Annotated in this window: 4 protein-coding genes; all 4 read left to right on the top strand. The window is 75.2% G+C overall.

Features of this window, described 5'->3' with window-relative positions; all coding sequences use genetic code 11:
• The first annotated feature begins 12 nt into the window (after positions 1 to 12).
• From ACIF8T_RS15220 to ACIF8T_RS15205, 4 genes are read left to right on the top strand one after another with little or no spacing between them, the layout of a single operon-like run.
• Positions 13 to 525, top strand: coding sequence for a YbaB/EbfC family nucleoid-associated protein (locus ACIF8T_RS15220; protein ID WP_400035065.1), 513 nt, complete (start codon positions 13 to 15; stop codon positions 523 to 525).
• Positions 522 to 875, top strand: a complete 354-nt coding sequence (locus tag ACIF8T_RS15215) for a hypothetical protein (RefSeq protein ID WP_400035063.1) — start codon at positions 522 to 524, stop codon at positions 873 to 875. The genes ACIF8T_RS15220 and ACIF8T_RS15215 overlap by 4 nt, the downstream gene beginning before the upstream one ends.
• Positions 876 to 25,499, top strand: a complete 24,624-nt coding sequence (locus ACIF8T_RS15210; RefSeq protein ID WP_400035061.1) for a lonely Cys domain-containing protein — start codon at positions 876 to 878, stop codon at positions 25,497 to 25,499.
• Complete coding sequence (locus ACIF8T_RS15205) at positions 25,483 to 26,121, top strand: type VII secretion system-associated protein (RefSeq protein WP_400035059.1); 639 nt, start codon at positions 25,483 to 25,485, stop codon at positions 26,119 to 26,121. The genes ACIF8T_RS15210 and ACIF8T_RS15205 overlap by 17 nt, the downstream gene beginning before the upstream one ends.

Raw genomic sequence — 26,121 nt, 5'->3', positions numbered from 1 at the left:
AAGGGAACCGGGATGAGTCAGCCGATGGAGGACCGAGTGGCCCAGGCGATGGCCCACCTCAAGGCGGCGGAGCAGGCCGCGGCCTCGGCACGCGCCGAACTGGACGCGGCGTCGGTCACCGCGCGTTCGGCGGACCGGTCGGTCCGGGTCTCCGTCGGTGCGAAGGGCGAGCTGACCGGTCTGGAGTTCCTCGACGGCAAGTACCGGACCATGGCCGCCGCCCAGCTCTCCGCGGCGGTGCTGGAGGCCGCGAACAAGGCGCGGGCCGAGATGGCCCGCCGGGTCGTCGCCACGCTCGACCCGCTCACCAGGATGACCGCGCGCGGTGCCGCCCCGGAGCGGATGGGCGTCGACTGGGGGTCCGTCTTCGGCTCGCTGCTCAGCGAGACCTCCGTGGCGCAGGGGCCCACGGCGATGAGCAGGCTCCGCGACGAGATCGTCGAGGACGACGAGGAACCCGCCGCCCCGCCCGGGGCGGCCCGCGGCACGGACGGCGGACGACGGGCACGGCAGGAGGGCGCGTGACCATGGCCGGCAACTACTCCGCCGACATCCAGGCGATCCTGCAGGGTTCCAGGCACCTCGCCGACGCCGTGCGCCACGGCGACGAGATGCTGCCCCGGTTCGAGACCGGCAACGCCCAGTACGCGGGCTGGTGGGGCGAGGAGGGCGGCGACGACGAGTTCGCCAACGCGGTCGGCGAGCAGGTCCGGCGCGAACAGCAGCAGGTGACGGACACGGTCCTGGCCATCACCAGTGGGTTCATGGCGCTGGTCGACGCGGTCGCCGCGGAGGCCGACCACGTGCAGCGGCCGCAGACCCAGGCGGTGGACGACATCGAGGCACAGGGCTCGGAGAGCGAGAACAGGCGCTGAATGGCCATCATGTTCCCGCCCGGCCTGCGGGAGTTCATCGAGGTCTGGGTGGGCGCGAACGTCGCCACCGGCAACGAGGACCTGGGCTTCGACAGCCGTAACCCCTACAAGCGGCTGGCCGACGACGTCAGGGACCTCTCCGACGCGATGAAGGGAGCGATCTCCACCGCCGGGAGCTCGCTCCCGCCGCGGATCGCCGACGAGTTCGTCGCCGCGATGAAGCTCTTCGTCGACGACAACGGCCAGAACCACCTGCAGAAGTTCTCCGACGAACTCCGGGACCTGGGCGCCCGGCAGGTGGACCGCTCCATCAAGCTGTCCGAGGCGAAGTACCAGATCCTCATCGAGTTCATCCTGATGAACATCGAACTGGCTCTGATCGCCGCGCTGGCCGTCTTCACCGGCGGCACGTCCCTCACCGAGATCGCCCTCCAGAAGGCGCGCACCGCGCTCACCATCCTGCTGATCCTCCAGCGGCTGGGACGCGCCGTCCCCACGCCGCTGTCGGTGCTGCTGGAGGCGATCCAGGAGGCGTTCGTCTCCTTCGCCTCGCAGCTGATCTCCATGACCGTGCCGGACGACCCGGAGCGCCGGCGTATCCGGTTCGACTGGAAGGACATCGGCCAGTCGGCGGTGACCGGCGCGTTGGCGGGGCTCTTCGGGGGCCTCTTCGGCGAGGTCGGCGGAAGGTTCATCAACAAGTACTTCAAGAACAACAACTTCTGGAAGGAAGCCTCCGAGCTCCCGTTCAGCTTCATCAACGAGGGGCAGGCGGAAACCTTCGCAGAGGCGTTCACCGGCCTCATCTTCCTGGGCACGTTCACGCTCAACCCCGGCACGTTCCTGAGCGCCGGCCTCAGCGGTCTGCTCTTCGAAGCGGCCTCCACCGGTGCGGAGTTCGGCGGAAAGTTCGCTCACAACAAGTTCTTCCAGAACTTCGGCTTCGGCTCCGACTCCGTCAACGACCTGCCGGGCGGTGGCAGCGGGAACGGCGGCACGGGCGCGAACGGCAACCGGTACGGGTACGAGGACCGGTACGGGTACGACGACACGTACGACGGCGCGAGCCCGTACCAGGACCTCCACGACGACACGTACAGCGCCCCCTACAGCGTCCCGACCTCCTCCTCCTCCACATCGCCGTCGCCGTACCGGTCGGACGGCGACGACCCGGTTCCCCACGCCGGCGGCATCGACGACACCGCGTCGGTCTTCAGCGACTTCAGCGACACCAGTGATGCCGCGTCGGTCTTCAGCGACACCAGCGATGCCTCGTCCGTCTCGTCGGTCTCGTCCCTCCCGGACCACGGCACGGTTCGCGGCGTCGACAACAACGCCCCCGGACTCCCGGGGGCGACGGGCGCGGGCAGGCCGTCGTCCTACGTCTCTCCGCCGAACGCGTACGACGACGCCTACCGGGACTCCCTGGTGGACGACATCGACACCGACACCGTCTTCTCCACCCTCAACCCATCGGTGATCAGGAGCCCGGGGACCGACTGGTCCGCCGGCACGGACGACACCCCGCCGGTGAACAAGCAGGACACCGCCGGCTCCGCCGCTTCCGGACTGCCCTCGGCCCAGACGGGCGGCAGCAACTCCGCACCGGACGGGACCGAACGACAGCGGTCGGTGGACGACGGCACGACCCGGTTCACCCCCGAGGAGCGGGAACAGCGACAGCAGAACCCGCAGGCGCCCCTCGCGCCCCCCACGGCACCCGCCCCGTCGAACGGCACGTCCCCGGGCGGCCACGCCTCGCCGAACGCCACCCCGCAGCCACGGCCCCAGACCACACCGTCCGGCGACCAGGCGGTCACCGTCGAGCCGTCGGCCCCGGACACCGCCGCCCCGGACGACGTCCGTACCCCCGCACCCGAGGAGTCCGAGCAGTCCCGCCCGTCCTCCGCGGTACCGAAGGCCGAGACCCGGCCCACGTCCGACGTCCAGCAGCCCTACCGGCCCGTACGGACCGAGTCCGAGGAACTGCCGGCCACCACCGGCTCCACTGCGGAGCCCACCCCGGTCGTCTCCCGCGAGGTGCCGCCCGCCCAGCCCGTCACCGTTGACGAGACGCCGCTCAGCTCCCGGGCGCCGGACGGGATCCCGACCGGGGAATCCTCCGAGCCGGGCTCCCCGGACTCGATCGACATGATCATGGACTGGGAGGAGGACCAGGACGCGTCCGAGCCCGAGTACGAGTACGAGCCGGACCCGGCCACCGAGGCGCTGTACGACCGGCTGCTGACGGACGTGTTCGGTCCCGGCATCGCGGCGAACCCCGTCCACCCCGCCCTCCGCGACACCCTCGCGCACCTCGACCAGCTCCGGCAGGCCGTTCCCGCGCTCCGCGACGGCCCGCTCGACCTGGACGCCCTGACCCGCCAGGTGCTGCTCCTGGACCCCGCCCATCCGGTGACCCACGCGCAGCGCGGCGAGCTGTTCCGGGTGGCGATGGACCCTGAGGTGGAGTCGGCGGGCAGCCTGGCCGCCCTGGCCGCCTTCCACCTGGAGCTCCGCGGCGTCCTGTCCCCCACCCAGGCGCTGACCGCCGACGACGGCGGCGTGTGGGGCCGCAACTGGACGAACGCCACGATCCCCGACCTCGACCTCACCGAGGTGGGGAAGGTGGTCCGGCAGCCCGACGGCACCCTGGGCCGCGGCGACGTGGAGCCCGCGCCCTGGCACCGGCCCGGTGAGCCGAAGCCGTACGTCGTCATGGCGGAGGGCGACCACCGGCGGATCGTCGTACGCGGCTACGACGGCGCCCCGCGCCAGGTGCCGATCGACGTGTTCGCCGAACTGCTGGCCCGCGACCCCCGGCTGGCCGGGCTGCCCCCGGACACCCCCGTGGTGCTGCTCGTCCCCGACGCCGGTGCCCGCGGCCTGGACCTGCCGCGCCAGGCGGCGGACCGGGTCGGCCGGGAGGTCTGGTCGGCCAACGGCACCGTGAAGGTGTCCCCGCAGCGCGACCCGTCGCAGCCGCACGTCGTCTCCCTGCTCTTCGGGGAAGGGCTGCCGCGCGCCGACTGGATCCGCAGCACCCCCGGCCAGGTGCTCGACCCGGCGGAGCGCGAGGACGCCCCGGAGTGGGAGCGCGAGGTGCTGTCGCACAGCGTCGTCGGCGACGGGGGCGTGACCATCGGCAGAGGCGTGTTCGAGGGCTCCGAGGCCCCGCGCCGGATCGCGGCGCTGAAGCTCGCGACGGAGTCGTCGGAGCTGTGGCACTACAACCCGGTCACCAAGGACGCGGTCAAGGACGACGAACCGGTCCCGTTCGCCGGCAAGCCGGTGTACGTCTTCAGCGCCCACGCCCGGCCCGGCGCGACCCGGGTGCCGACCACGACGGACCCGAGGCACCACACCCACCAGCGGGAGACCGGCGGGATGCTCAGGCGGCGTCCGAGCCTGGCACAGCTCCCCGAGGACCACGCCGTGCTGATGGAGGCGTGCTCGAGCGCCAAGCCGCCGGGCGTGGTCCGCACCCGCAGGGGCATCGACGACACCTTCGTCCCCGACCCGCTGGCGGTCGTCAGCGAGAGCCAGCACGTCGCCAACGAGACCGGCCGCACGGCGTACGGCGGCACCCACATGGTCAGCTTCGCGACGCTGCCGGACGGGACGTTCGTCCACCGCCTCTACACGGACTCGCGGGGGCGGCGCGGCCAGTGGGTGGAGCACCGGCCGGAACCCGCCGGCGCCCTGCTCGACGACCGCGCCCGCGCCGCGGGCCTGCACACGGACCCCGGGCAGCCGGTCACGGACGCCACCCGCGAACGGACCCTGCGGCTGGTCCGCGCGCTGCGGCTGGCCTTCGGCGCGACCATCGAGGACGACAGCCGGTACGGCGAACTCCTCGCCGGGATCGGCGCGCTGGAGACCATGCGGGCGGCCGACCCGGCCCTGCGCGGCCTCGGCCCCTTCTCCATGGACCTGTTCGAACGCGCGGCCCACGCGGGCCGGCCGGACGACCGGGGCCCCGACGCCTACCGCGACCTGCTCGTCCGGGCCGCCGACACCGTGCGCGGGCGGCCGGGCACCGTACTCTCCGACTTCGTCGCCCTGCCCCACGTCACCGCTGCCGCGCAGCGTCTCGGCGGTCTCCCGGACCAGGACCCGGACACCGAGGCCGCCCGCGTCCTGCGGCTCCCCGACGGCCCGGCGGGCGTCGGGGACGCCGAGCGGGCCCGGCTGTTCTGGGCGACGGTGAAGGCCCTGGAGTGGGAGAGCAGGACCCTCGACCCGGACGCCCTCACCGGCAGGATCCTGCACCTGGACCGGCCCGACCCGGCCCGGCGGCCCGAGCTGCTCGACCTGGTCGCCCAGGCGGCGGCCGTCGGCGTCGACGTGGACAACCCGACCGAGCTGGGCGCCTTCCACCTGGAGACCCTGGGCGCCCTCGCGCCCCAGACCCAGCTGCTCGACCTCAACGGCGTGCCGACCGGGCGGCGCTGGTCCCCGTTCCCGCCGGACGCGGCCACGACCACGCTCACCGACCGTGTCGTCGTCGCCGCCCCGCAGCAGGGCGGCGGCTACCGGGCCGTGGGCCAGGAACGCCCGCCGTGGAGCGCCCCCGGCGGATCACCTGCCTACCTGGTGTGGGCGGGCGGCGGCCGGGACCACCTCCTCATGACCCTGCCCGGCGGCTTCCGCGCCCGGGTCCCCTACGACGAGGTCGCCGAGCTGCTGGCCCGCGACCCGGTGCTCAACACCCGCCCGCAGGACACCACGGACGTCGTCCTGGCCGTCCCGAAGGCGGCCCCGGCGGCCGCCACCGGACCGGCCGCCACCGGACCGGCCGGCGGCGGCACCCCGGACACCGATCCGCGGGCCGTCGTCAGCGCCGGGACCGGCCGTACCGTATGGGCCTCGCAGGGCAGCGTGAGCCTGGCCCCGACCGGGCCGTCCCGGCCGTACGTCCCCTCCCTCCTGCCCAGCGCGCCGGGGCGTCCCGCGGCGGCCGACTGGGCGGCCGTCCGGCCCGGCGACCTCACCGCGCCCGGCACCGGCGACACCGGGGTGGACGACGTCACCTTCGCGGACCGCCACGGGACCGAGGCCCCGCCCGAGCCGCCCGCCGCCCTCGCCGGCCTTCCCGACCCCGGACCGGTCGGGGGCCTCGACACGCCGTTGCCGAACCTGGACGGCGTGCTGGACGGCTTCGACACCCCGCTGTCGGACCGTCAGGACGACGGCGTGGACGGGGACCGGGCGGAGGAGCCCACCCCCGAGGAAGCCGGGTACCGGGAACCGCTGACGGACATCTACGGTCCCGCCGTCACGTCGAACCCCCTGTACCCGGACTTCCTCGAAGGGCTCGCGCGCCTCGACCGGCTCCGCCGGAACGACCCCCTGCTGGAGTCCGGCCCGCTCGACCTGGAGGCCGTGGCCCGCCGGGTGCTGCTCCTGGACCACGCCGACCCGGTGAGCAACGTGCAGCGCAGCCGGCTGCTGGGGCTGGCCACGGCACAGGAGGCACAGGCGGCGGGCAGTCTGGCCGCCCTCGCAGCGCTCCACCTCCACCGCCAGGGCGTGCTGTCACCCACCCACGCCATGACCACCGGCCTAGACGGGCGCCCCCGCGGCCGCGACTGGACCCGGGGCAAGGGCGGGACCGACGAGCTGGACCTCACCCGTACGGGAAGGACCGGACCCCGGACCGACGGCACCCTGTCACGCGACGAGGTGGAGCCCGCGCCCTGGCACCGGCCCGGCGGCCCGGACCCCTACGTCGTGCGGGCGGACGGCGACCGTGACCACGTCGTAGTGCGCGGCCATGACGGAGCCCCGCGCGAGGTGCCCCTCGACGTGTTCGCCGAACTGCTCGCCCTCGACACCGAGCTGAGCGGACTCCCGGCGGACGTGCCGGTGCTGCTGCTCGTCTCCGACGCCGGCGGAGGAGGCCTGGAACTGCCGCGGCGGGCGGCGGACCGCACCGGCAGGGACGTCTGGGCGGCCAACGGGGACGTGGACATCGCCGAAGGCCCGGACCAGAACGCCTCCCACCCGTACGTCGTGCCGCTGCGGAGCGGCCGGGGCAGTGACCGCACCGACTGGATCCGCAGCTCTCCCGGCCTGCTGCCGGACCCCGCGGAGTCCGCCCGCGCCCCCTTCTGGGAACAGGACCTGCAGTCCCACACCATCGTCACCGACCGGGGGCCGATCGGCAGGGCCGTGTTCGAGGACGGCGAACGCGTGCGGCTGCTGCCGGGGATCCGGCACTCGGCGACGGCGACCGAGCTCTACCACGTCAACCGGCAGGACGGGACGTGGGCCAAGGACGACCGGCCCGTCCCGTTCGCCGGCAAGCCGGTGTACGTCTTCGCCGCGCACGGCTCTCCCGGCGAGACGGCGCTGCCGACCCGGTCCAACCCCCGTCACCGGAAGCGGGAGCGGGCGGCGGGCGGCATGCTCAGGCGCCGCCCGAGCCTGGCGCGTCTCCCCAAGGACCACGCCGTCGTGCTGCAGGAGTGCTTCTCCGCGACACCGCCGGGCCTCACCCGCAGGCGCAAGCTGGTCACGGACACGTTCGTCCCCGACCCGCTGTCCGACGTCAGCCAGAGCCAGCACGCGGCCAACGAGACCGGCCGGACCGTCTACGGCGCGGCCCAGGAGGTCGGCTTCAGATACGGGAAGGACGGCCGGGTCGCCCACTACATCATCATGGATTCGCGCGGCCGGCGCGGCCAGTGGGTGGAGCACCGGCCGGAACCCGCCGATGCCGCGCTCGACGACCGCGCCCGCGCGGCGGGCCTGCACACCGACCCGGTGGGACCGGCTTCGGAGGAGGTCCGCGAGCGGACGCTGCGGCTGGTGCGCGCGCTGCGGCTGACGTTCGGGGCGGCGATCGAGGACGACGGCCACTACGGCGAGCTCCTCGCGGGGATCGGCGCGCTGGAGTCCATGCGTGCGGCCGACCCGGTGCTGCGCGACACCGTGCCGTTCGGCCTGGACCTGTTCGAGCGCGCGGCCCGCGAGATCCGCGCGACGGAACACGGCGAGGTGGACGGCGAGCCGGGACCCGACGCCTACCGGGACCTGCTGGCCAGGGCCGCCGACTCCGTGCGCCTGAACCCCGGCGCCGTGCTCACCGGCTTCGTGACCCTGCCGCACGTGACCACCGTGGCCGAGGGGCTGGACGGTCTCACGGACGAGGACGTGAAGGCCGAGGCCGCCCACGTCCTGGGGCTGGACCCGGACCGGGCGGCCATCGGGGCGCCCGAGCGGGCCCGGTTCCTCTGGGCGACCGTGAAGACCCTGGAGTGGGAGAGCAGGACCCCCGACCCGGGCGCCCTCACCGGCAGGGTGCTGCACCTGGGCCGCCCGGACCCGTCCCGGCTGTCCGACCTCCTGGACCTGGTGGCGCGCGCGGCGGCCGTCGGCGTCGACGTGGACGACCCGGTCGCGCTGGGCGCGTTCCACCTGGAGACCCTGGGCGCCCTCGCGCCGGACACCCTGCTGCTCGACGACTCGGGCGCCCCGGCCGGCCGGAGCTGGGCGCCGGGGCCGCCGGACGCGACGGTGGACGTCGGCACCGCCCTCGTCATGGCGGCGGCACCGGACGGCGGCCACCGTCCGCTGCGCCGGGCGAAGATGCCGTGGACCACCGACACCACCAAGCCCGCCCCGTTCCTGGTGCGGGGCGGGGCCGGGCCGGACCACCTCACCATGGAGCTGCCCGGCGGATTCCGCGCCGAGGTCCCCTACGAGGAGATCGCCGAACTGCTCGCGGTGGACCCGGCGCTGAACGACTTCCCGCGCACGGCCGACATCGTCCTCGCCTCCACGACCCCCACCCCGACCCCGGCCCCGACGGATCCGCAGGTCACCGACCGGCGGGCCCTCGTCGGCGCCGGGACCGGCCGCGGTGTGTGGACCTCACCGGGGCCCGTGGGCCTGCTCGCACAGAGCGACCCGTCGCTGCCGCACGTCCTCTCCCTGCTGCCCATGGCGGACGGCCGTCGGCAGCAGGCCGGCGACTGGTCGGCCGCCCGGCCGGCCTCCGCGTCCCCGGCGGACGCCCACCTGTCACCCACCACGGCCACGGCCACGACCGGGAACGAAACCGTCACTCCTCCCGGCCCGCCCCCGCCCCCGACGACAGCCCTCGTCACGCCGACCACCGAGCCGGCCCCGACGTCTCCGGACGCCCCGCGCCTCGACCCCGCCATGGCGCCCCCACCGAGGCGCCGCGCCCCGGCCCGGTTCCAGGACGGCCGACGGATGCCCGCCTACGTCGACGACCTCCGGTCGCTGCTGCCGTCCGACCTGACCTCCGCAGAGGTCGACCAACTCCTCGCCAACCCGAGCACGTTCGGGCAGAGCACGGTCCTCCTGCGCGGCACCGAACAGGCCCTGGACGCCATCGGCCGCGAACTGGAGCGCAGGCCGGACGCCCGGCCCGCGGACCACACACAGCTGCTGGACGACGTCCGGCGGACGCTCCGCGACAAGCCGAAGACGCTGGCGGACGGCGAGGGACGCCCCTTCCCGTACGTCAACGCGGACGGGAAGGCGCGCGTCCTGTGGGTCAGGGCGCGGCACCTCGGCAACTGGGCCCCGTTCGACGACGGCATCGGCGACTCGACGAAGATCGACAGCATGCACCGGGCGGCCGCGACCTTCGGGCTGACCAAGAACATGCAGGCCAACTCCCAGTACGGCCTCGGCGGACCGATCGGCCCGGCGGGTGCCGCGGCGTTCGGCGGCTTCGGCCGGCTCGCCCTGCGGTTCGGCTTCATCAACAAGGTCGGCTACACCCTGACCGACCAGCGCATGAACCAGATGGAGACCCGGACGCTGGACAAGTCACGGGCGTTCCTGGACGACATCCACTACGAGATCCGCGTCACCGACCCCGCCGGACGGGTCGTCACGGGCATCGACCCCGAGCCCGGCACCGCCCCCGCCCTCGCCCTCGCCCCCAAGACCGACCCGGCCGTGCCCGCCCGGTTCTCCTTCGGCGTCCGCAAGGGCCTCCTGGTCCGCCTGCCCGACAGCGTCACGAGGATCCCGGAGCCGGGCCGGATCCCCCGCTCCATCGACCTGGACCGCAACTCCCAGTACCGCTTCGTCCGCATCGAGGGGTTCGGCCCCGTCGCGGCGATCCGCGACTGGGCGGCCCGGCAGATCGGAGCCCTCCCCGGCAGCTCCGCCTACACCGAGCTGGACGTCTTCTTCTCCGGCGACAGCTTCCAGCGGCACGGCGGCACGATGGCGCGCGGCCGCATCACCACCCCGCCGCTGTTCGCCGACGACAAGAAGAAGTCACCGCTGGGCGTCTTCGTCGTGGAGGAGCTGATCCCGCGGACGGCGATCCTCGTCGGCGAGACCGACCAGGCCGAGATGCGGGACATCAACACCTCGACGGTCCGCAGCGAGCGCAGCCGGGCCCAGGGCAGGAGCCTGCTGCTGCAGGCCGTCGCCGGACCCGCCTTCAACTTCCACGACCCCGGCACGGCCCCCTTCGACCTGCGGCTCCAGTTCGGACCGACCGCCCAGTACGCGTACGCGAGGACCTGGTCGGCCGGACTCGGCGCGGCCGGCACCCTGAAGTCGGCCGGACAGGTGAAGGGCCCCAGGACCGCGCTCTTCCTGGTCGTGAAGTCGGTGCGGGTGCGGCGGGCCGGCGACGACGCGCCGCCGACGCGCTTCCTCACCTGGAGCCTGGACCGGATGACCAGCTCCGAGGCGCGGCGGCTGGCCGGATGGGACGACGGGACCACCCTCGCCCTGCGCAACGGCGCCGCCCCGCCGTTCGCGCCGCCCTACCTGACCGTGGACCGCCCGCGCACCCTGGGCATGCACCGGGTGAAGGAGTTCGCCTTCGACGACGGCCTGCGCACCCGGGTCACCCCGGACACGGCGGACGGCGTCGGCCGCACCCTGCTGGACCAGTTCGCGGACGGCGTGGTCGACGCCGTCTCGAACCTGAACCAGGACCTGGTGGTGCCCCTCGACCAGCTGCTGCCGCCGAACCTGCCGAAGGGCTGGCGCACCCGCTTCAACGACCTGCTCAGGCGCAAGCCCGACCAAGTGCTCCAGGCGGCCCAGAGCCTGCCGATGCCGCCCCGGTGGACCGATCCCGTCAAGTACCGGATCGCGCTCCAGAACACCCTTCAGGTCCTCGGCGTGCTGTCCCAGCAGAACGTCACCGCGAACCTGGAGGCGCTGACCACGATCGGCCTGCCGATCAGGCTCACGGACCCCGGTTCCGTCGGACAGACCTCCTACACAGTCCGGGTCCACGGAACGCTGACCGGGCGGCGCTACGAGGGCAAGGACGTCGAGGGCATGCGCTTCAGCGCCCAGGGCATCGACCGGATCGACGGCCAGACGAGCGTGAAACGGGGCGTGGACCTGGGCTTCGAGGGCACGTTCTCGGGCCGTGACAACAACGTCGACGAGATGGCGGGCCTGCCCCGGAACACGCTCGGGCTGACCCTCGGCGCCCGCCAGGGCTGGCAGTGGGAGTCGGAGACCTCCTTCGGCTCGACGGTCACCAACGAGCCGATGTCGGTGACCAACCAGCCCACCCACCTGTACCGCTACGACCTGTCCCTCACCGCGACCATGAGCGGCTACTGGCGGCCCCGCGGCCTGATCCGCGGTCTCGGCCTCGGGCTGCCGGGGCTGCTGGTGCTGGACGAGCCGGTCAACGTGCTCTTCGGCCGGACGGCGTCGGGCCGCCTGCGGGGCGGCGGCCCGATGACCGGACAGGTGCTCATCGGCGTCCCCGTACAGCACACGCCGGACGCGGACCCGTACGCGGACGGGGCGCTCAACCCGTATCTGTCCGACGAGCCCGCCCCCACGCCCCTGGCCGCCGGGCGGGCCCTCGCCCTGGCGAAGGGCGACCTGGTGCTGCCCGCGGGCCCCGACGCGAGCCAGCCGGCCGGACGGCTCGCCGACCGCGGGACACCGCAGTTCGAGGAGTTCCGGCAGCACCCGTTCGTCATCGTGAACGTGGTGCTGTCACCCACGCTGGTCGCGGAGGTGGACCGGGTCCTGCGGACGGCGTCGGGCAGCGCCTGGCAGCTGGTGAAGGAGGGCGCCCCCACCCGGGACGCCATCGTCCGCACCTTCACCCCCCAGTACCTGACGTCGAGCTTCGACCAGAGCTCGGGGCCGCTGGGCCTGGCGGGCAGCGGCCTGCTGGGCAAGGGGCCGTACGGCGAGCTGTGGGGAACCTTCCGGTACGCGACGACGGTCGGGAGCCTGCGCGTCCTCACCCCGCCGATGTCCATGGACACCGAGATGACGCTCGGCGGCACCCGGCAGGCGGCCGGCAAGGTCAGCAACAGCACCGGCTTCGTCTTCGGCGGCCAGCTGGTCTACTCCGTCCCGCAGAATCCGGGACACGGCCTCATGGGCGCGTACGGAATCGTCGCCAACCCCCTCTCGACGTCCCGCGCGCACAGCCGCAGCGTCGTGCGCACGGTCGTCGCGGACATGAACCGCAAGGGCTTCACCCACCAGGTGCTGGTGGCCGGCGACGTGCAGCACTGGTTCGCGCTGCTCTCCAGCCGGCTGGGCACGGGCCGGATCGGCACGGCCGCGGCGGCGGGCGCCCTCGTGCCGCGCTCCCTCGCCGGAGCGGCGGGGACGGCACTGACCAGCCCGGGCGGCCTGCTGGGGCACCTGCCGGAGAAGAGCGCCCACCGGATGGGGCTGATCGACGACGGGCTGGGCGACGTCCCCCGCTACACCGACCGGCTCTGGACGCCGCAGCCCTGGATGCGCGGCGCCGCCTTCGGCACGTACGCGGTGAACGCGCTGGACCCCACGGACGTGCTGCTCGCGTTCGACCGGCGGATCCGGGAGCTGGGGCTCGACGACGCGAGCCGGGAGCGGATCCGGCAGCTGGTGACGGGCCGCGCCACGCGGGCGCTGAAGGGGGAGATGACGACCACCGCCCCGTCGACCCTGGTCAGGGCCGGAGGCTGGGGCTGGGACAGCGTCCGGATCGGCAGCCGGCGGGTGCGGGCGCGCGTCGAGCTGATCCCCGGGACACCCGTGTTCGACGGACTCGACCACAGCGCGGAGCTGGAGGAGAACCGGCGGGCCGTCGAGACCGTCCAGGAGAACTCGGAGTCCTCCTCCGGGGCGGACGTGGGCTTCCTGACCAGCCAGCTGGTGTACACCGGCAACGCGCAGGTCGCGGCCGCCGGACCCACGTACACCGAGGGCGGCTCGAACCGGAAGACGGTCGCCTCCGGCCACACGGTCACCACCGTCACCATCTACCGGGCGGCGTCCACCGAACCGCACGCGGAGGTCGTCACCCCGTACCGGATGCGCATCACCCTGGAGGCCGACGACACCCCCCACACCGGCGCGCCGGCCGATCCGGGCCTGGAAGAGGGGGAGTCCACGGCCCTCGACCGCTTCCGGGGCCGGCTGCGCATCGTCGAGGAGGACGACGTCGGCGAGCTGCGCGAGCACGTGCCGCTCAGCCTGATGGAGCCGGCACCGTCCCGGACCGGGGCGGACGGGACCGGCACGTCCGGGCCCGGCCGGCTGCTGCCCGCGCCCGATCCGGCGGCCGACCCCGCCCTGGCCGGTCCGCCCCGGCCGGTGCCCCTCTCCCGGGCGGGAGAGGCGATGACGGTCCGGGACGGGGACGGCGTCACGCGGACGTTCACCTTCCCCGACAACGGCATGCACCCCCGCGGGATCATCGGCATCGAGAACATCCGCACGGCCGGCGAGCTCCTCCTCACGAGGGCGTACGACGTCGGCTTCTCCCTCCGGGACCTGGAGGCCGAGGGCGGCCCCGACGACGGCGTCCTGACCGAACTCCTGCGCAGGACCAGGGAGACCGGACTGACCCGCCTGGGCACCGGCTCGGCGCAGGCGCTGGAGGACGGCACCAGCTCCACGGCGATCACGGCGTTCTTCCCGCGCACCACCGAACCGGACGGCTACCAGGTGGCGGGGCTGACCGAGAAGTCCCTCGTGGGCACCGACACCGGACGGCTGACGCTGCGCTCGGCGCCCGACTTCAGCCGCGCGCTGCTGCTGACGGTCGCCGACGGCAAGAAGCTGGAGGTGCTCAGACGGTACGGGGAGAACGCCGGCACGTCGTCGTCGGTCGAGCACAGCCAGTCCTCGGGCCTCGGCGGCGCCTTCCTGTACGACTCTCCCCAGAACGCCGGCCTCAACCAGATCGGAGTCTTCGGTCCCGGCCCCAACGACCTCGACGGCGACGGCATGCCGGTCGGGGACGACCACCTGACCTCGCGCAACCTCAAGCCCAGGACGGGCCGGTCCTTCCTGTTCGCCGTCCCGGCCACCTGGCTCAGCGTCGGCGACGTGCACCGCGGCATCGTGGACTCCAAGCTCGCGAACCGCATGCGGGGCGGTACCTTCGCCAAGGCCAGACCGGGCCCGCAGGCGATGGAGTCCGAGGCGTACGTCGTCACCTGGATCCGGGAGGACGTCGCCCGCGAGCTGCGGATCATCACCGACACGAACTTCCCCGACAGCGTCTCCACGGCGTGGGACGCGGTCGAGAGCGCGAGCACGGCGTGGGTCGACGCGGACAAGGCCTACTGGAAGAAGCGGCGCGCCTCCGGCGGGCTGCGCGCGGACCTCGACGCCGCGCAGGCCTCCCTCGACAGAGCCGCCCGGACCGCCCGTGCGGCCACCCGCCCGGTCGACCTGGCCCGGGCCGACGCCGACGCCGCGGACACCGCCCTGCGCCGGGCCGAGAGCGACGCGCTCCGCGACCACGCCGCCGCGGACGCGGCCGTGGCCGCCGCGCGGGCCGACGTCGACGCCTTCGCCGAGGACGGGTACACCGCACCCGAGCACGACGGCTGGGCGGAGGTCCTGCGGGACGCACAGGACGCCGCGCTGGCCCGCCTGGCCGCCGCGGAAGAGGCTGCCGGGAACCTGCGGAAGGCCGCCGACCTGAGGCTGGAGACCGCGCGCGCCGAGAAGGCGGCGGCCGACGGACGGCTCGACGCGGCCCTGCTGTCCGCGAGGGAACCCGGCCGGGCCCTCGACGAGGCCACCGCCCGCCGGGACACGGCACGCGACGCCTTCGAGACCCGGCGCGCCGAACTGGACGCGCTCAGGGCGACGGCGGAGAAGGCCGCGGCGGAGTACCACCGGGTACGGTCCGGGGCGGACCAGCTCACCCGCTGGCACCGGCTCGCGGCCACCGCGGAGGGCCGCGAGGAGCTGGACGGTCTCGCCGAACCGCCCGCGGTGGCCTACCAGGCCCCGCCCAAGGCGCCCGAGCCCGAGCCCCCCGCCCCGCCCCGCTACACCAGGACCGGCACCGGACCGGACACCGTCCTCACGTCCCCCGCCGGCGAGACCTACACGCTCCGGGACGTGCCGAGGGACGGGGACGCCTTCTTCCGCGCGTTCGCCCTCGGTCTCGAACGCGCCGCCCCGGGGCTGCTGGCCGCGCAGGGCATCGACCTCGACGATCCACGGGCGATGTCCGACCTGCGCCGGAGGACGGCCTCCTGGCTCACCGACCACGCCGACGAGGACCTGCTGGCCGCCGTCGCCCCCGACCACACCGACGCCTTCGGCGCGCAGGAGATCGCCGCGGCGGGCCTGGACCTCGGGACGGACACCCCTGCCCGCCGGGAGTTCGACGGCCTCGGCGGCCTCATCCCGCACGCCGTCGGCCTGCCCCCCGGGGTACGGGCCGAACTGGCGGTCGCCCAGCTCCTCCGGCCGGGCGACGCGGCGTCCGAGGCCGGCTGGAACCACGCCGCGTCCGACCTGCTCCCGCTGCTCGCCGCACGCTCCTTCGGCGTGCGCGTCACGGTGGTCGGGAGCGACGGCGCCTTCCAGGACTTCACTCCCGGGGACCCGGCGGGCGACCTCCGGGGACTGGTCGGAACACCCGCCCACTCCGACGCCCACGTGGTGCTGAGCCTCGACGACCGCCACTACCGACTGGCCCTGCCGACCACCCCGGCCGCGGAGCCGGGCCCTGAGCCCGGGTCTTCGGTTGCGAAGCCGGATCCTGAGCCGAAGCTCCTGGCTGCGGAGCCGGGTCTTGAGCCCGAGTCTTCGGCTGCGAAGCCGGGCCCTGAGCCGAAGCTCCCGGCTGCGAAGCCGGACTTTGAGCCGAAGCCCCCGGCTCTGAAGCCGGACCCGCCCCAGGAGGACGGCGGGGAGGACGGCCCGCCGGAGAGCGACAGCGGCCGGGCGAGGGGCCTGCGGGTGCCGGTGCCCGGCACGGGCGAGTGCCTCCTGTACTCCTTCATGGCCGGCGACCCCGTACATGTCCGGGACCGTCTGGGCGGCCTCGCCGACACCGACCGCGCCGCGTACGACTGGCTCGGGGACCCCGACGCGGTCCGTGACGACCTGCGCCGCCAGGCCGCGACCGGCGCCACGGCCGGGCCGTGGCGCACCGTGCTCCGGGCCATGCGGGCCCACGTGGAGGACCACGTGACCCGCAGCGCGGGGCGGCTGCATCCGCAGATCACCGGCCAGTTCCGGCAGACGGTCGCCGACGCGTTCACCGCCCGTGTCCGGGCAATGGACCGGGCCGGGATGCTCGCCCTCCTCGACCACCACGGCGTCCGGCACGTCCCCGTCCCCGAGGCCGTCGACCCCGCCGACCTGCTCAGGCGGTACGTCGACGCCCGCATGGCGTCGGAGCCCGCGGACCCGGGCCTCTCCCCGCGGGACGCCCGGGCGGTGCTGGAGGCCGAGGCCGGGGACCTGAGCCCGCGCCGGATGTTCGAGCACCTGGAGCAGCGGGGTCTGCTGCCGACGCCCGGCGACCTCGACGACGAGGCACTGGCCCGCCTGCTCGGCACCGTCTACGTCCAGAGCACCGCGCCGCTGGACGACACGGAACTGTCCACGCTCCTGGACGCCGTCGTCCACTGGGAGCGGCGCTGGGGCACACCGGCGGGGGAGGTCTTCCTGCCCCTTCTCGCGCACGCGTTCGGCCTGCGGGTCGACGTGGTGCGGTCGTTCCCGTCGGGCGCCCGGCGGGTCGGCGGTGCGGGGCCCGACGACGCCACGCGGCAGACGGAGGTCTACTACAACGGCGTCGACCACTACGACGGCAGCGACGCCGGAGCCCGCGACCGGTTCGGCGCCCCGGTCCTCCCGAAGCGGATCAAGGACGAGGAACGCGACCGGGACGGCGACGTACGGCTGAACCCGCTGTGGGTGCCGCTGGACGAGGCCGATCCGGACCTGCTGATCACCGGCAACCGGGACGCGGTGTGGCTGTACACGGTCACCGATGACGGGCGGGTGATCCTGGGCACGGAGGACCTGGGCGGGATCGTCACGCCGGAGCAGTTCGACGCGCTGCTGGCGGGGATGCGGGAGAAGGACCCCGGTCTGACGGCGGAGTCGCTGCGCAGGACGCTGGACGGGCTGGGCCACACCGGCATCGCCGCCGGTTTCGCCGGCGACGGCGGGGAGAAGGCCGGCCGGACGCTGCCGGGCCGCAGCCGGGTGTCCGGCGAGTTCCGCTGGAGCGAGAAGCTGCGTTCCTGGGTGGTGAACGACAAGTCGGGCCGCTACATGAGCGAGTCGGTCCGCCCGGGTCTGGACGCCGCGGAGGCCGCCGACTGGCTGACCAACGTGGCCGCCCTGTTCAGCGACCGGCTGGGCGTCGTCGTCCGGACCGACCAGGTGAAGACCGCCGCGACCGTCCCCGCACCGCCTTCGGCCCCGCCGGCGGGGCCCTCGCTGCCCGCGCCCCCGCCTCCGCCGTCGGCCCCCGCCGCCGGCCGCGGCGCCCCGGCCCTCCAGGGGGCGGACGGGCAGGGCGCGCCCCCCGGCGACGACACCGGCAAGCTGGACGTCGCCCGCCGGGTCGGTGCCGTGCTGCACGGCCTCGGCCACCCCGTGGTGCTGGCCGGAGCCGCCCGCGGCCGGGTGCAGTTCGGGCAGCCCCGGCCGCTGGGCGCCGTGGAGTTCCAGCTCCCCGCGGCCGCCCTGCCCGCCGCCGACGGGCTACGCGGGGCGCTGGAGCGGGAGATGCCCGGGGTGCCGGTGCGGGTCCGGTCCGTCAGGGGCGGCGGCCGTGTTCTCGACCTGTCGGTGGACGGCGTCGACATCACGGTCACGGCGGTGGACCGGCCGGCCCCCGGCACGGTCACGGCCGGCGGTTTCACCGTGCCGGCGCCCGCGGACTCCCTGGCCGACGCCGCCCTCGCCCTGGCCACCGGGACCGACCCGGAGCTGCGCGGACGCGACCTCCTCGACCTGCTGTGGGCGTTGCACCGCACCCCCGCCGACGGCCCCCGCGCGGTCACGCCGGTCCTCGCGCGCGAGGACGCCTACCGTGCCGCGCGGCCCGCCGGCGCCGCCGGCTCCCTCGCCGTACGGCTCGGCGAACTGCTCGACTCCGCCGCCCTGGACCCCGACGCCCTCGCCCGCCACGAGGAGACCTGGCGTGCCCTCGGCGTCACCGACGCCGACCTGCCCGCGCTGCGCGCCGGGCTGACCGCGCTGGCCGACGGCCTGCGGGCCCGTCCGGAGGTGACCGCGGACCCGGTCCGGGCGCTCGCCGCGCGGCTGCCCGGCCTGTCCGCCGCCGACCGCGACGCGGCGCTGGCGGCGCTGCCGTCCGCGGACCGCGAGCGGCTGGCCGCCGATCCCGCGCTCGTGGACGCCCTGCGCGCCGGGCTCCCCCCGGCCGAGTTCGCCTCGGTCGCGGCGCGCCTGATGACGCAGGTGCCCGACGGGGTCGGGCGGCCCGTCTCCGCCGGTGACCGGGCCCGTGCCCAGATCGCCCGGATGCTGCGGGACCCCGACGTCGCGGCGCGGTTGCTCAAGGGCGGTTCGCGGGTCGTGGTGGTGCCCAGGGACGAGGCCCTGACCTCCGTGGACGCCTTCCGCTTCCTGCGGGGCGCCGTCACCGGCGACGGCCGCCCCTGGGACGACGCCCGGGGTGTCGGCACGCGCACCGCGGCCGTCACCGAGGAGAACCTGCTCGGCGAGCGCACCACCGTCGGCACCGGCATGTCCGCCTATCCCGACGGCTACTCGACCACCCTGCACGAATTCGCCCATACCCTGCACCAGCACGGTCTGGACGCCGTCGACCGGCAGCGCATCACCAACACCTTCCGCACCACCACGCGGGCCGGCGAGGCGGGCAACTGGCCCGACGGCCCCCTGTACGGCCGCGACGCCGACGGCCGCCGCAGCGCCCCCAACTACAGCAGCCGCAACGAACTCGAGTTCTTCGCCCAGCTCACCAACGTCTACCTCATGGCCAACGGCGGCAACGACCCCTACACCGGGCTGCCCCGCAACAACGCCGGCCCGGAGTGGGTGCGCACCCGCCAGCCCGCCCTGTACCCCCTGCTGCGCCGGCTGTACGGCGAGGGCCCCCGCACGGCGCCCCGCCACCCGCGCAGCGTCGAACCGGCCCGTCCCCGCGGGGCCCGTCCCGCGGACGTCAACCCCGTCGAGGCCACCGACGCGGAGAACGAGGCGCTGGCCCGCGCCCGGGCGCTGTGGGACGTCGCCGAGGGCGGCCCGGGCGACGGCAGTGACTCCCACGTCGCCGTCCGCGCCCTGTGGGACGGCACCACCGGCGCGCACGCGCCGCAGCCGCACACCCCCGCGCCGCTGCCGTCGCCGTTCCCCGCCCCGGGGCCGGAGGCACGGTCCGCCGCCGCACCGCCGCCCACCGACGGCGCGGTCCGGCAACGCCTCCAGGAACTCCGGGCGGTCGTCGACGCCGCCTTCGGCTCCCAGCCGCTCACGCCGGAGCTGCGCGACGGGCTGTTCAACTCGCTGCGCGTGATCGAATCGGCGCGCGTCGGGCACCCCCGCTTCGGCGCCGGCCTGGACCTGGAGGGCATCACCCGGATGCTGCTGCACCTGGCGCCGGACGCGCCGGTGGACGCGGCCCGGCACTACGACGCCCTCTCCCTCGCGAGCAGCGCCCACCGCCGGGGCCGGGCCGGCAGCCTGGACGCCATCGCCGCCTACGGGCTGACCCGGCAGGGCCACGCGGAGCAGTCCCTGCTCAGCGGGGACGACGGCACGCCGTACGGCAGGAACTGGAGCGGACGTCCCGGTATCCGCCTGCACATGGACGTGGTCGCCGATCCCCGCGGCGTCCACCCCGCGCCCTGGGGGCCCGCCGCCCACGCGACGGTGGCCGAACGGAACGACGAGGGGAGGGTGCTGGCGCACGGAACACCGGTGTCGGACGAGGAGTTCGCCGAACTGGTGCTGCACGACCCGGAGCGGCGGCCGGGCGCGCCCGTGGTGCTCCTGATCGGGGAGGAGGACGGCCGCAACGAGGCCCTCGCACGGGTGATCGCCGACCGCACCGGCACCCGCGTCTGGTTCACCTACGGCGACCTGCGGCTCGAAACGGCCCCGTCCGGCCGCCGGGTGCCGGTCCTGGCCGCGCCGGCCCCCGGGAGCGATCCGGCGGGCACCTGGGTCCCCGCCGACCCGGGACTGGTCCCGGACGACCCGGCGGCCACCGTCAGGGCCGCGAACGGCACCGTCTTCCCCGACGCCGACATCCACTCGTACCCGCTGGTCACGGTCGACGGGCAGGCCCTGACCGGGCGGGCGTTCCTCGACGCGCACGACATGGCGCTGCGGGAGGAGGCCCTGCGGGTGGTGTCCGCCGTCCGGCACTACACCAACGAGGTGGAAGGGCTGCCCGGTGTGTACCCCGCGCGGCAGGGCGGCCTGCTGCCCCTGCCGCGGGGCCTGGCCGACTCCTACGTCTTCGTCGGCCACGGCGACAGCGGACGCACCACCGTGCCCCGCCGCAGCACCCACGCCAACCAGGCGCTCCACCCCCGTCAGCTGGGCCGGATGCTGGCACGGCGCAGGAGCATGCAGGCGCTGTCTCCCGAGACACCGGTGTGGCTGCTGATCTGCGAGATGTCCATGACGCGCCCGGACCAGGACCTGCTCGCCCACCCCTCCTCCGCCCAGTACGTCGCCAACGAGACCCGCCGCACCGTCTTCACCGTGGACCGGCAGCTCTCGCCGACCGAGGCCGAGGGCGGCCTGCCGCCGCGCCTGGTCCTGGACGACGACCCCGACCACCCCGTGGGCCACGTCGAGGAGTTCCGTCCCGAGCCCCGGACCACCGCCCTCGACGCGCTCGCCGACCTGGGCGGACTGCCCGCCCGGGTGCCGCAGCGCACCGAGCGCGCCCTGCACTGGGTGCGGGCCCTGCGGCAGACCCACGGGGTGCGCATCGACTCCGACCCGGACCGCGAGGCGGAGTTCCACGAGCTGATCGAGGGCTTCGGCGCCCTCGAAGGGCTGCGGTTCCAGGCGGCCGGCAACGCCGACCCCGGCCCGCTCACCTGGGGCGGGCTCCGGCACATCGTCGGAGAGTACGCCGCCCGGCAGGGCTGGGACCGGTCCTTGACCGCCGGCTCCCTGGCCCACCTGCTGCACGCCGCGCGCACCGGCCGGCTGCGGCCCTCCGACGCCGGGGGACCCACCGCCCCCGCCGCGCCGCCCACCTCCACCGGCGCCCCGGCCCCGACGGACACGGTGCCGCGGCCGACCGGCCGGGAGGCGCTGTCGGACACCGTCCCCGATGCCGATCCCGGCCTCGACCCCGGCCCCGACCCCGACCTCGACGGGGCCGAGAGCGGGGCCGAGAGCGGGGCGGTGCCGGACGACGACGGGCCCGCCGAGGCCGCCCCGGCGCTCCTCCCGTCCGGGGCCCGGGTGGCCTTCGAGCACCGCCACCGGGACATCACCGACCCGGGCGGGCGCCGCCGGCTCGCCGACCTGGCCGAGCAGATCGTGCTGGCCGGGCTGCGGGACCTCAGGGCCGGCCTCCGGCTCCCCAAGGTCACGGTCACCGGTTACAGCAACGGCCCGCGCTTCGCGCTGTCCGGCGGCGCCGTCGAGCACGCCGAGACGGTCGGCCGGCAGCGGGCGGAGGCCGTGCGGGACTTCCTCCTCGACGAGATCCGGCGTCTGCTGGAGCTCCACGAGCCGGCCGTGCGCAACGTCGCGGACGTACGCGGCGGCACGGTCCGGGCCGAGGACTTCCCGGTCACCACGGAGAGCGGCGGCCGGGACATCGGCGCCGTCGGCCCGGTCGACGGCGCAACCGGACGGGCGGCGCGGCGGCAGGCGGTCGTCACCGTCGACCGTTCCCCCCTGTCGGAGGCCGCCGCCCGGCTGGCGGAACTGAGCCCGGACGATTTCGGCGAGGCGGACTGGTTCACCGGCCCGGACCGGCTCGCCAGGACCATCCTGCACCTCGACGACAACCCCGGGGACGACCCCGACTCGGACGACGACCCGGACAGCGACTCGGACAGCGACTCGGACGGCGCGTCCGCGGACCCCGCCCCCGCCCCGGTGCGCTTCGACGTCGAGGACCTGTCGCACCGCGTACGCCGGCTGTACGAGCTGGTGGGCGAGGCGATGGCGGCGGGCAGGGCGACCAGCCCGGCCTCGCTGACCGCGTACCACCTGGGCGGACAGGGCCTGCTCTCCGGCGCCACCCGCCTGACCGCACCGGACGGCACCCCGCTGGGCCGGAACTGGACGGGCCGGCCCGCCCGGGACGTCGACGTCTCCTCGTACGACGTGGTGGACGGCGACGACCGGGACCCCCGGCCGTCACCGTGGGCACGCCGGTCCGGCGCCCCCCTCCCGTACGTGATCGCGACGAAGGACGGCGACCACACGAAGCTCGGGCTGGCCCTGCCGGACGGCAGCAGGCGGTGGCGGCTGTCGCCGGAGGAGTTCGCCGAACTCCTGACGCAGGACGGGGACCTGGCGGACCGTGAGGACGCCGCCGAAGTGGTGCTCGTCTCGCCGAACGCGGGAGCCATGGGACTGGACCTGCCGCGCAGGGCCGCGGCCCGGTCCCGCAGGACGCTGTGGTCGCACAGCGGCGAGGTCGCCCTGAAGCCGCACCCCGGCACCGGCCGGCACCGCATCGAGGTGACCGACGACCGTGGCCCCGGCGACGATCCGGCGGACGAGTTCATGGGCGAGCCGCTGGGCGAGTGGATCGCCAGTGACCCCGACGACCTGGGGCCGGACGAGGGACGGCCGGAACCCGGGGAAGGCGTCCTGCGCACGGTCGACGGGAGGACCCTGAGGGACGCGGACGTCAAGTCCGTCACCCTCACCGACGAGGGCCGGCCCGTCGGCCGCGCGGTGGTCAACAGTTCGGACCTGTTCCGGCGCGAGCCGTGGCTGCAGGACCTGGTCCGCTCCACGGAGTGGTCCGTCTACGACCCGGTCACCGGTGAGCCGGTCGGCGCCCCCCGGCCGGTGCCGTGGCAGGGCCAAAAGCCCTACTTCTTCATGGTCCACGGCGTTCCGGGGCAGACCCTCATGGTCGAGCGGATGCTCCAGAACAACGTCCCGGTCCAGGGCCCGGAAACCGGCGGTTACCTCCGGCGGCGCCCGAGCGTGACCCGGCTGGACCGGCGCACTCCTCTGGTGTTCCTGTCCTGCTGGGGGAGCGGGCCGGAAGGACACACCGAGGCCGCCCTGAAGCGGAGCACCCCGTTCGTCCCGGACCCGCTCGCCGTCCTGCCGGCGGCCCAGGGCGTCTCCAACGTGACGCGGCGCGAGGTCTACGCCCCCGACCGGCAGCACCTGAGCCGCTACACGAAGGGGAGGGAGGGGAAGCTGTACGACCACGGGATCGGCACCACCCCGGCGAACGACCCGGTGGACATGAGGAAGCTGCGTCCCGAACCGCTCCCCGACGAGCTCGACGCCCTGGCCGGGCGGGCCGGCCTGGAGGCGTCCCCGGACCTCACCCCGGCCACGGCCCGGGACACGGCGCTGCGCCTGGTCCGCGCCCTGCGGGCCACGTTCGGCGTCGACGTGGAGGACGACGAGGACGTCCCGCCCGGCACGTACCACCGGCTGCTGCGCGGCATCGGCGCCCTGGAGGTCATGCGCCGCGCCGACGGGAACCTGCGGGAGCACGGCGAGCTGACACTCGACCTGCTCGACCGGGCCACCCGCGCGCACCACGGCCTGACGACCGCCCCCGGTACCCGGCCCGCGCCGCCGGCCCCCGACGACGTACGGACGATGCTGGAGGCCGCGGCGGCGCGCCTGGCCACCGACCCCGGTTCCGCACTGTCCGACTTCGTCGCCCTGCCCTCCGTGGACCGGGCCCGCGAACTGATCGCACGGCACGACCCGGACGAGTGGGCCCGGCTGGTGCTGGGGCTGCGCACGTCGGCACCGGTCACCACGGCCGACCGGCAGAACGCGCTGTGGGCCACGGTCAAGGCCGTGGAGGGCGTGGAGAACCACCCCGACCCCGACGCCCTGACGGCGAAGGTGCTCCATCTGACCGCCGGCGAGGACCCGCGGGACGGGGCCCTGCGGACGGACCTGCTCCTGGTGGCGGCCACGGCGGCGGCCCTCGGCCGCGACGCCCACGACCCCACGGCCCTCGCCGCGTACGACCTCGAACGCCACGGCGCGCTGGACGACCGCACCCTCCTCACCTCCGTGAACGGCACGAAGGCCGGCCGCAGGTGGACGGGGAGGCCCGCCCCGGGCCGCGTGTGGGCGGACCGCTATGTGATCTCGCCCGACGGCGGCCTGGACAACAGCCGGGGGGCCCTGGCGCCCTGGTACAGGAAGGGCGCCGGGAAGAGCGCCCATCCCGGCGGGTACGTACTGGACCTGAGCGGCACCACCCCGGGGCGGGTGGACATGCCCTGGCCGGACGGCACCACCCGCCCGGTGCCCTACGAGGAGATCGCCGAACTGCTCTCCCACGACCCCGTCCTGGCGCGGCTCGACCAGGACGTCACGGTCGTGCCCGTCGGGGCGGGGCCGGACGGTACCGCCCTGGCCGAGGCGGTCGCCGCCCGGACCGGGGCCGCCCGGACCGTGTGGCTGCCGACCCGGCCCCTCCGGCTGCTCGACCGGCGCCCCGCGGTGGACGAGAGCCTCCTCGTGATGACCTCGCCCCAGGACGACACGGGAGCGCACTGGTCGCGGACCCGTCCGCCCGAGCCGCCCGCCCGGACCTCCGGACCCGCCCCCGACGCCATCGCGACCGGCGAGGACACCCCGCTCCCGGCGCCGCCGACCGAGGAGGCCCGGCGTCGGTGGATCGCCGGCCGGGTGAGCGCGGAGGACCTGCCCGGCGATCCGCCGGGGTTCACCGGCGCCGAACTCGTCACCCTGGCCGAACTGAGGGACGCGGGCGTCGGGATCACCCCCGGCATGGACGTCGAGGCACAACTCGGCGGAGGCGTGCGGGGCGGCGGACTGGCACCGCTCGACCAGGTGCGGCTGCTGCTGGCCCGCCCCGGCCCGTGGCCGGACGCCCTCGACGCCGTCGCGGGCACGGTGTCGCGCCGGATCTGGCACTCGGCGTTCACGGACTTCGGGAGCACGACCGCGCACCCGGACGCCGCCCGGGTGTGGGACACGGCCCTCGGGCTGCTCCTGCCGGGCGACCCGGACTCCGTGCTCGGGGACTGGCGGTACGCCGGGGAGGAGTTCCGCGACGCGGTGCGCCGGCTCGCCGTCCTGCTGGCGGCGGGAGGAACGGACCCCCGGACGGCCGCACACCGCGCCGCACGGTTCCGGGAGGTTCTCGGACTGCCGCCCCCCGGGACGGACACCAAGCAGGCGGACGAGTGGAGCGACGGTGAACGAGACGAGTGAACAGAGCGGACCGGCGGCGATGCCCACACCCCCCGAAGACGTCGTCGAGGCCGCACGGCTCGCGCCGGAGCACTGGATCAGCATGATCGACCCCGGCTGGGACGGCGAGGGCGTGCCGCCCGACCGGGTCGTGGTCGGCCGCTGGCGCACGGGGACGACCGGCGAGATCGAGGAGTGGGAGGACAACGAGGCGTACCGCCCCTCCCCGGAGGCGCTCGGCTGGCCCGAGCCCACCGACGACGTCGACGCGGCCCTCCAGCGCGCGGTCACCGGCTACGGGCCGGTCGAGGACGCCCTGCGCGCCCTGGCCACCGCCGAGGTGGCGGTGCTGACCCTGCCGGACGGCTCCCCGGTGACCGCCGCCGTGGGGGACGGCAGGCCCGTGGTCCCGGTCTTCACCGCCGCGCCCCACCTGAACGCGGTGGGCGGCTTCGCCTCCGCACGCCTCCCCGTCCCGGCCCTCCTGGACCGCCTCCCACCCGGCCACGCCCTCTACGTCAACCCGGCCGGCCCCGCGGGCACCGTCCTGGAGCCCGGCCGGCTCGCGGAGACGGCCGCCACCGAGACCGGCCCGGACGCACGGCCGGGCGCGCGTCCTCGGACGCCGTCCCGCCGCACCTGA

Source organism: Streptomyces sp. NPDC085946, assembly GCF_044540485.1.
Lineage (GTDB): Bacteria > Actinomycetota > Actinomycetes > Streptomycetales > Streptomycetaceae > Streptomyces.
This window is presented reverse-complemented; position numbering and strand designations above follow the sequence as displayed.